Source organism: Amycolatopsis sp. NPDC054798, assembly GCF_053611505.1.
In genome coordinates, this window is sequence record NZ_JBSHAM010000182.1 from 1 (window position 1) to 9,083 (window position 9,083).

Consider the following 9,083-nt stretch of genomic DNA (forward strand, 5'->3'; position numbering starts at 1 on the left):
CCGGTCACCTGCCTGCCGCGCAGGCAGCCCGCGGGTCGCCGTCGGCCGGACTCGGCGACCGTCCGGGTTGGCGGGGCTTCATGGCTGGCGGACGTTGTCTCCAGACCGGGCCGGGGACTCGGCCCGGTCTGGAAGCGGCATCGCCTCCAGACCCAACCGGTGACCGTCTGGCTGGCGGTCTCGGTGGTCCCCGGCCCCGGCCCAGCGCGCGACGGCCGGACCCGGGGACACGACCGTCGTGGTCGGCGACGCCGTTGGCCGATCCGGTGCCCGCCCGGGTGATCGGGCGTTGCCTCCGGGCCGAGCGCGTGGCGGCTGCGCTGGGTACACCACGGCTGCGGTAGGCAACGTCGTTGGCCGAGCCGGTAATCGCCCGGGTTGGGCGGTCCGCTCGGTTGCCGGGCGTTTCCCCCGGACCCGGGCGCGCGACGGCCGGGCCTGGGGACACGACCGTCGCGGTCGGCGACGCGTTGGCCGAGCCGGTGACCGCACGGGTTTACCGGTCTGCTCGCCCGTCAGCGTCGTCTCCAGCCCGGGCCACCCACGCCAGCGGGATGACGAACCCCAGCCGTCGCTTCCGGACGACTCCGCAACCGTCACCCCCAGCCGCGGAAGCCGCCTAGCCGACACCACCTCCGAACCGCGTCACCCGCGTGCCGCGGAAACTCCCCGGCGCCGTCACTGGCCCGCCGCCGGGACGTGGGTCACCAGCAGGGTCACTCCCGCTTCCCCGTCGCAGTCGACCATCACCGGGCCTACTCCGTCGCCGATCTTCGTGGTGAGTTTCGCCGTGGCCTTGAAGGCTTCCGGGTTCGCGTCGACGATCTTGACGTCCTTGAGGATCTGATGGCCCGGGTAGCCGCCGATCACCTTCTTCAGGCCCTTGCCGCCGCCGCAGTTGCCGGTGATCGTGACGTCCCCGCCGGGGGCGGCGGGGTTCGGGTCGACCTTCACGACCGCCCGGGCTCCTTCCGGGGGCTGCTCGGCGGGCGGCTGGGCAGCGGCGACCGGAGCCGCGGCAGCCGCGGCGACCGGAGCCGCCGGGCGGTCGCCGGTGGCCGCCGCGGCGACTCCGATCGTTCCGCCCGCGACGACGGCCGCGGCGAGTGCCGTGGCGGCGGCCAGGCGGCCGTGGCGCAGAACCGAAGACTTCGCTGACATTCCGTTTCCCTCCCTCGAGGTGTCCATTGAGGACACTCTGCGGTGCACCCGTGTTCGGGTTCGTCCGGGTAGTCGACGCGACCCCCGCCGGAGGTTCTCCCCGAAGCAAAAAGTGACCGGCATCACACTGGCAGTGAAGGGCTACGATGGCGGGAAATCGACGCTGGCGGGGAGTTTTCGTGACGGTGGCGGGAGAAGCGCGCGAACGGCTGAGTCCGCGGGTCGCCAAGCAGGTGCGCGATCTGATCCTGACCGGCGCGGTCCGCGGCGGCGAGCGGCTGCGCACCGAGCATCTGGCGGAGCGCCTCGGCGTCAGCGCCACCCCGGTCCGCGAGGCGCTGATGGCGCTGGCGGGCGAGGGCATGGTGGATTTCCGTCCAGGGCGCGGATTCCGGGTGATCCCGGTGACGCGCCGGGACGTCGTGGACGTCTACGCGATGCAGGCCTACGTCTCCGGCGAGCTGGCGGCGCGCGCGGCGGAAGCCTTCGATCCGGCGGGGCTGGCGCGGCTGGACGACCTTCAGCGCGAGATCGAGAAAACCGTCCGCGACGGCGACCTCGACGCGACCGAGCGGGCCGATTTCGCGTTGCACCGCATGGTCAATCGCGCGGCCTCCGCGCCGAAGTTCACCTGGATGCTGTCCCTGACGCTCAGGTATGTGCCCTTCTCCGCGTACGCCGACATTCCCGGCTGGCCGCTGCTGGCCCGCGACGACCACGATCGGGTGCTCGCCGCGCTGAACGAGCGCAAGCCGGACGCGGCCCGGGAGGCGATGGCGGCGCACATCCGCGAGGCGGGGGACCTGCTGGTGGATTTCCTCGCGGCGCAGGGCGTGCTCGCGGAGCACTAGACAGCGGGAGCGTTTTCTATAGAATCCGGCGGGGGAAGAGGAGCTCAGGTCGAAGGAGACTCGGTGGCTGAACGCGACGTGCTGTACCTCGGCGGCGAATGGGTCCGTTCGGACGGAAAAGCCACGATCCCGGTGGAAAACCCGGCCACCGAGCAGGTCCAGGCGCGCATTCCGGAGGGCACGGCCGCCGACGCAGACCGGGCGGTCCGGGCGGCGCGCGAGGCGTTTCCCGGATGGGCCGCGACCACCCGGGCCGAACGCGCGGAGCTGCTGCGCAAACTCGTTGACGGGCTGGCGAAACGAGCCGGCGAGATCGGCGAGACGATCGCCAAGGACGTCGGCACGCCGTTGCGGATCGCGACCCGGATCCAGGCCGCGCTGCCGCAGACCGACGTGCAGACGTACGTCGATCTGCTCGGCGAGGACGAGCCGGAAGAGAAAGTCGGCAACTCGCTGATCGTGCGCGAACCGGCGGGCGTGGTCGCGGCGATCACCCCGTGGAATTACCCGCTGCACCAGATCACCTGCAAGATCGCGCCCGCGCTCGCCGCGGGCTGCACGGTCGTGGTGAAGCCGAGCGAGGTCGCGCCGCTGAGCGCCTACCAGCTGTTCGACGCGATCCACGAGGCCGGTTTCCCGCCCGGCGTGGTCAATCTGGTCACCGGGTACGGGCCGGTGGTCGGCGAGGCGCTGGCGACGCATCCGGACGTCGATGTCGTGTCGTTCACCGGTTCGGTGCGCGCCGGGACGCGGGTCGCGGAGCTGGCGGCGCGCACGGTCAAGCGCGTCACGCTGGAGCTGGGCGGCAAGTCCGCCAACGTGATCCTCGAAGACGCGGACCTGGCGACGGCGGTCAAAGTCGGCGTCTCCAACGCGTTCCTCAACGGCGGCCAGACCTGCACGGCATGGACGCGAATGCTTGTCCCGCGCGAAAAACAGGACGAAGCGGCAGCGCTCGCGAAGACGTTCGCCGAAGGGTTCACGACGGGCGATCCGCTCGACCCCAAAACCAAACTCGGCCCGCTCGTCTCGGCCGCGCAGCGGGACCGGGTGCGCGGCTACATCGAGAAGGGCATCGCCGAGGGCGCGACTCTCGTGACCGGCGGCGCCGAAGCCCCGGCGGACACCGGATATTTCGTCGCACCGACGGTTTTCGCGGGCGTGGACCCCGATTCGACGATCGCGCAGGAGGAGATCTTCGGCCCGGTGCTGTCGATCATCCCGTTCGACGACGAGGAAGACGCGCTGCGGATCGCGAACAACTCCCGCTACGGCCTGCACGGCGCGGTGTGGTCCGCCGACCAGGACCGGGCGCTGGCCTTCGCGCGCAAGGTCCGGACCGGGCAGATCGACGTGAACGGCGGGGCCTTCAACCCGCTGGCCCCGTTCGGCGGCTACAAGCAGTCCGGTCTCGGCCGCGAGATGGGCCGCGCGGCGCTCGACGAGTTCACCGAACTCAAATCCATCCAGCTCTAGCGCGAACCCGAGGAGAAGACACCGTGGTCAAAGCCGTGGTCGTGCGAGAGCAGGGCGGGCGTCCGGAGGTCTGCGACATCGTGCTGCCGCCGGTCGGACCCGGGGACGTGCGGGTGCGGATCGCCGCCGCCGGGGTGTGCCATTCCGATCTGTCCATGGTGGACGGAACGCTGCGCCCGCAGTATCCGTTCGTGCCGGGGCACGAGGCGTCCGGCGTCGTCGCGGAAGTCGGCGACGCGGTCACGCACGTGCAGCCGGGGGACCGGGTGGTGCTCAACTGGGCCGCCGCGTGCCGGGAGTGCTGGTTTTGCCGGGCCGGGGAACCCTGGTTGTGCTCGGCGATCGAGGGCGTCACCACGCTGCCGCGCGGGGAACTGGACGGCGAACCGCTCAACGTCCTGCTCGGCGTCGGCGGATTCGCCGAGGAAACCGTGCTGCCCGGGCGATCCGTCGTGCCGCTGCCGGGCGGCGTGCCGCTCGATCTGGCCGCGTTGATGGGCTGCGCGGTGCTGACCGGAGTCGGCGCGGTGCGCAACACCGCGAAAGTCCGAAAAGGACAGAGCGTGCTCGTGCTCGGGCTCGGCGGGATCGGGTTGTGCGTCGTGCTCGGGGCGAAGCTCGCGGGTGCCGGGCAGATCATCGCGGCCGATCTGTCGCCGGAGAAGGAAGCGCTCGCTCGCGCGGCCGGCGCGACGGATTTCCTGGTGAGCGACGACAAACTCGCCAAGCAGGTGCGCGCGCTGACCGAGGGCCGCGGCGCGGACTACGCCTTCGAATGCGTCGGCGCGGCGGCGACGATCCGCACGGCGTGGAGTTCGGTGCGCCGCGGCGGGCATTGCACGGTGGTCGGCGTCGGGCGCAAGGACCAGCAGGTCGTGCTGAACCCGCTGGAGATCTTCCACTTCGCCCGCACGCTCACCAGCACGGTCTACGGCGCCTCCGACCCGGATCGCGACATCCCGGTTCTCGCCGACGAGGTCCGTTCGGGCGAGCTGGACCTGGAAACCCTGGTGACGCACCGGATTTCGCTCGAGGAGGTGGGCGAGGCGTTCGACCGGATGCGGCGCGGGGAGGGAGCCCGCTCGCTGGTCCGCATCGGGGACCAAGGCCGGTGACTAAGGGTCCGTGAAGGACTCCTTGAGGGAATCTGATTCCCTCAAGGAGTCCTTCACGGACAACAACCTCGGTCAGTCAGCCACGTCCAGCGCCGCCTGGATGATGCTGTCGGTGTCGATGCCGTGGTGCCGGTACACGCTTTCCAGATCGCCCGACTGCCCGAACCGCGTCACGCCCAGGTGCGCCGCCCGCACGCGGTGGACGTTCGCCAGGAACGCCAGCGTGTGCGGATGCCCGTCGAGGACCGTCACCATCGGCGCGGACCGTTCGGACGGCAGCGCCGACTCCAGAATCCACGTGTCGGCGGTGTCCTGCCCCGCCCGCGCCTGCACGGCGCGGAACAGCAGGCCGGGGCTCGTCACGCACACGACGTCGGCGTGCTTGCCCAGCGCGTCGAGCCGGTCGGCGGCTTCCAGCGCCTCGGTGACCATCGCGCCCATCGTCACCAGCGTGACGTCCGGCCGCGCCACCGCGGCGGTGCGGATCGGGTACGCGCCCGCCACGACCTGCCGGCGGCGGCGTTCCCGCGCGGCCGGATCAGCCGGCACCGCGGCGAGGCTCTGGTCCACCGGACGGGTCGACAGGCGCAGGTAAGCGGAAGTTCCGTCGGGGCGGCCGAGCCGGGCCAGCGAGGCGAGCAGAGTCCACTCGACGTCCAGCGCGAACGCGGGCTCGTAGGTCACGCAACCCGGCTGTTCGAGCCCGACCGACGGCGTGGTCACCGACTGGTGCGCACCGCCTTCGGGCGCGAGCGTGACGCCGGACGGCGTACCGACCAAAATGGACTGTCCGCCGCCGTAGATGCCGAACGACCACGGTTCCAGCGCGCGCTCGACGAAGGGGTCGTAAAGCACCCCGATCGGCAGCAGCGGACGGCCCCAGCGCGACCACGTGGTGCCCAGTTCGCCGAGCGCGCTCACCAGGTTCACCTCGGCGATGCCCAGTTCCAGATGTTGCCCGCTGGGCCGTTCGCGCCAGTGCAGGATCGTCTCCGGGTCGTCGGCGAACCAGTCGACGCGTTCCTGCGGCGACCACACGCCGACCTTGTTGACCCAGCCGCCGAGGTTGGTGCTGGACGAGACGTCCGGGCACAGCGTCACCACGAGTTCCGCCGCTTCGGGCGCTTCGCGGGTCAGATCGAGCAGCGCGCGGCCGAGCGCGGCCTGCGTCGTGGTGCGGCCGGACGGCGTGCGGCCGATGTCGGACGGCAGCGCCGGAACCGGTTGCAGCTCAACGGGTTCCCGCTCCAGCCGAGCGGCTGTCGAAGCGCACAGCTGCGCGGCCGCGGAGCCTTCGGGGAATTTCTGCCACGGGTTGTCCGGCGAGATTCCGACGCGATCGGCCAGCGCACCCAGCTGCTCGGCGGTCAGCAGCGACGAGTGGTTCTGCGGGTGCCCCTCGCTGGCGAGCCCGAATCCCTTGACGGTGTAAGCGAAAACGACCGTCGGCCGGTGGTCTTCGATGGCGTCGAACGTGTCCAGCAGCGCGGACAGGTCGTGGCCGCCGAGGTTGCGGATGGCGGCGTGCAGCGTGTCGTCGTCGAGGGAGTCCAGCAGCGGGGCCAGTTCCGGAGCCGCGAGGCGTTCGCGAAGCTGAGCCGGGGTGCAGCGGAGAAGCCGCTGGTACTCCGGGTTCGGCATCTCGTCGATGCGCCGCCGCAGCGCCTCGCCGCCCGGCCGCTCGAACAGGTCCTGCAGCAGCCGCCCGTACTTCACGGTCAGCACCTGCCAGCCGGCCGCCTCGAACATGCCCTGCAGCCGGGTCGCGCCGATGTTCGGCACCACGCGGTCCAGCGACTGCCGGTTCAGGTCGACGATCCAGACGACCTCGCCCAGTTCGGCGACGTTCGGGTCGAGGATCGCCTCCCAGCACGCGCCCTCGTCCAGTTCCGCGTCGCCCACGAGCGAGTACTGCCGTCCGGCGCCCGCGCCGCCGCCGTGCGACTCGACGTAGCGCCGCGCCAGCGCGCCCCAGATCGGGGCGGTCGCGCCGATGCCGACCGAACCGGTGGAGTAGTCGACGCGGTCCGGGTCCTTCGAACGCGACGGGTAGCTCTGCAGACCGCCGAACTCGCGCAGCGTCGTCAGGTACTTCTCGTCGAGGTCGCCGAGGAGGTAGTTGATCGCGTGCAGCACGGGGGAGGCGTGCGGTTTCACCGAAACCCGGTCCTCGGCGCGCAACCGGGCGAACCACAGCGCGGTCATGATCGACACCATCGAGGCGCTGGACGCCTGGTGCCCGCCGACCTTGAGCCCGGTCGGATTGGGCCGCACCCGGTTCGCGTGGTCGATGATCGCGGTCGACAGCCACAGCACCCGGTCCTGCACCTCGCGCAGGACGGTCACCGTGTCGTTGTCCGGAAGGCGTTCGGGGGCGGCGCTGCTCACGACGAATCGGACCTTTCTTGGGCGGAAAGTTCAGGCCAGTCCAGCAGAGCTGGGTAGAGTGCACAACAAGCGCGCACGACATTGCGCAGAACGCCCAAGTCAGCACCTCGCGGTGCGGAGAGGACTGCGCAGCATGCCCAGCACTCAGCGGCTCGACGCCACCGACGCCCGGATCCTGCTCGCGCTCGGCCGCACCCCGAGGGCCACCGCGGTCGCGCTCGCCGACGAACTGGGCCTGTCCCGCAATACCGTGCAAAGCCGGTTCGCCCGGCTCGAACAGGGCGACGCGCTGCGCTCGGCCGAGCACCGGATCGACCCGGCCGCGCTCGGCTACCCGCTCACCGCGTTCGTGACCGTGCAGGCGCGGCAGCGGCTGCTGGACGAGGTCGGCCGTGCGCTCGCCGCGGTGCCGGAAGTGCTGCAGGTGCGCGGATTGACCGGCGCGCAGGACCTTCTGGTGCACGTGGTGGCCACCGACGCCGACGACCTGTACCGGATCGCCGGGGAAATGCTGGAGATCCCCGGCGTCGAGCGCACCAACAACGCGCTCGTCATGCGCGAGATGGTGCCCTACCGGCTCACCCCGCTGCTCGAGCGCGCCGCGCGGCGCTGAAGGTCACGGCTGGTCGTCGGCCGCGCGTTCGCGGTGCCGCTGCAGCAGGCTCCGGTGCGCCCAGACCAGCAGCGGCGCCGCTGTCAGGCCCCACAGGAACCAGCCGGTTTCCCCGGCCATCAGGCCGAAGACCAGCATCAGCAGGGCGGTGGCCTCGGCGAGGACGAGGATCTTCTGCCACCGCCGGGACTGCGCGGGCAGCACGCCTTGGCTCAGCGTCGCGGCGAAAACGGGGTCGCTCGCGGCGAGTTCCTCTTCGATCTTCCGCAGGGCGCTGCGGTCGCGATAGGGCAGCATGATCCCCTCCTCGGGCAGGACGGGCCGGTGATCGCTCAAGTACCAGTGGAGTACCCGGCCCAGGGCCCCGTCAAGCCCGGGTTTTCCAGGAACGGTCCGGGGCCCGGGGCCGTTGCGAACTGAAACACGTTCTAATAACGTGCCGGGGGTGAGATACGGGATCGTGTTGTTCACCAGCGACCGGGGCATCTCCCCGGCGGCGGCCGCCCAGGCCGCGGAAGAGGCCGGGTTCGCGACGTTCTACGTGCCCGAGCACACCCACATCCCGGTCCGGCGGGACGCCCCGCATCCCCGGACCGGCGATTCCTCGCTTCCGGACGACCGTTATCTGCGCACGCTCGACCCGTGGGTCGCGCTGGCCAGCGCGGTGCCGGTGACCTCGACGATCCGGCTGGCCACCGCGGTGGCGCTGCCGGTGGAAAGCGATCCGATCACGCTGGCCAAGACCGTCGCGACGCTGGACCACCTGTCCGGCGGCCGGGTCGCGCTCGGCGTCGGGTTCGGCTGGAACACCGACGAACTCGCCGACCACGGCGTGCCCGGGAAGCGGCGGCGCACCGCGTTGCGCGAGTACCTCGAGGCGATGCGCGCGTTGTGGACCGAGGAGGAGGCGAGCTACGCGGGCGAGTTCGTCGAGTTCGGGCCGAGCTGGGCGTGGCCGAAACCGGTGCAGCCCAAGGTTCCGGTGATCGTCGGCGCGGGCGGGAACGAGCGCACGTTCCGCTGGATCGCGAAGCACAGCGACGGCTGGCTGACCACGCCGGGCGAGGACGACATCACCGCGAAAGTCGCGCAGTTGCGCGAAATCTGGCGCGAAGAAGGCCGCGAGGGCGAACCGGAGGTGATCGCGCTCGGCCCGCGCCCGGATCCGGAGCGGCTGGCCCAGCTTGAACACGCGGGCGTCACCGAGGTCGTGTTCGGCCTGCCGGACCGCTCGGCGGGCGAGGTCGAAGCGTGGCTGGACCGGCTCGCCGGGAAGCTCGGCCAGCTCGCCGGGGCCTGACCGGCGTCCACTTCGGACCGCACTACCTCCATTGGTATGGACCTGCTCGGTGAGCAAGCGATAAGCACCTGAACGGGTGAACTCGGCCGCCGCGCGTCATTCCCGGAACGGCTTTCCCTCTCGTTTCGTGTGGCGGTGACCGGCCGGCCCCCCCCCCCCCCCGCCCCGGCCCCCCGCGC

General features: G+C 71.3%; 8 protein-coding genes. 5 read left to right on the forward strand and 3 right to left on the reverse strand.

Annotated elements, in window-relative coordinates:
• Window positions 1–678: 678 nt before the first annotated feature.
• The gene (locus ACWGIC_RS44030; protein ID WP_452081893.1) at window positions 679–1,161 is read right to left on the reverse strand and encodes a hypothetical protein; all 483 of its coding nucleotides are present in this window, start codon (window positions 1,159–1,161) and stop codon (window positions 679–681) included.
• Window positions 1,162–1,340: 179 nt separating this feature from the next.
• Here ACWGIC_RS44030 and ACWGIC_RS44035 point away from each other — a divergent pair, with 179 nt between their 5' ends.
• From ACWGIC_RS44035 to ACWGIC_RS44045, 3 genes are all read left to right on the forward strand, one after another.
• Complete coding sequence (locus ACWGIC_RS44035) at window positions 1,341–2,012, forward strand: GntR family transcriptional regulator (protein ID WP_452081894.1); 672 nt, start codon at window positions 1,341–1,343, stop codon at window positions 2,010–2,012.
• Between the two features lie 63 nt (window positions 2,013–2,075).
• A complete protein-coding gene (locus tag ACWGIC_RS44040; RefSeq protein ID WP_452081895.1) occupies window positions 2,076–3,488 on the forward strand; it encodes an aldehyde dehydrogenase family protein in 1,413 nt (470 codons plus the stop codon).
• A 23-nt stretch (window positions 3,489–3,511) separates the two neighbouring features.
• Window positions 3,512–4,603 carry an alcohol dehydrogenase catalytic domain-containing protein gene (locus ACWGIC_RS44045; protein ID WP_452081896.1) on the forward strand — a complete coding sequence of 364 codons (1,092 nt, stop codon included), beginning with the start codon at window positions 3,512–3,514 and terminating at the stop codon, window positions 4,601–4,603.
• A 72-nt stretch (window positions 4,604–4,675) separates the two neighbouring features.
• Here the strand turns inward: ACWGIC_RS44045 and ACWGIC_RS44050 are convergent, their stop codons facing one another.
• Complete coding sequence (locus ACWGIC_RS44050) at window positions 4,676–6,949, reverse strand: transketolase-like TK C-terminal-containing protein (RefSeq protein WP_452081900.1); 2,274 nt, start codon at window positions 6,947–6,949, stop codon at window positions 4,676–4,678.
• A 175-nt stretch (window positions 6,950–7,124) separates the two neighbouring features.
• Here ACWGIC_RS44050 and ACWGIC_RS44055 point away from each other — a divergent pair, with 175 nt between their 5' ends.
• Window positions 7,125–7,604, forward strand: a complete 480-nt coding sequence (locus ACWGIC_RS44055; protein WP_452081897.1) for an Lrp/AsnC family transcriptional regulator — start codon at window positions 7,125–7,127, stop codon at window positions 7,602–7,604.
• A gap of 3 nt (window positions 7,605–7,607) precedes the next feature.
• On the opposite strand, the gene ACWGIC_RS44060 is transcribed toward ACWGIC_RS44055, so the two are convergent.
• Window positions 7,608–7,901, reverse strand: coding sequence for a DUF3040 domain-containing protein (locus tag ACWGIC_RS44060; protein WP_452081898.1), 294 nt, complete (start codon window positions 7,899–7,901; stop codon window positions 7,608–7,610).
• A gap of 148 nt (window positions 7,902–8,049) precedes the next feature.
• On the opposite strand from ACWGIC_RS44060, the gene ACWGIC_RS44065 reads away from it, so the two are divergent.
• Entirely contained in the window at window positions 8,050–8,904 is an 855-nt protein-coding gene (locus tag ACWGIC_RS44065) for an LLM class F420-dependent oxidoreductase (RefSeq protein ID WP_452081899.1), read from the forward strand.
• Window positions 8,905–9,083: the final 179 nt, after the last annotated feature.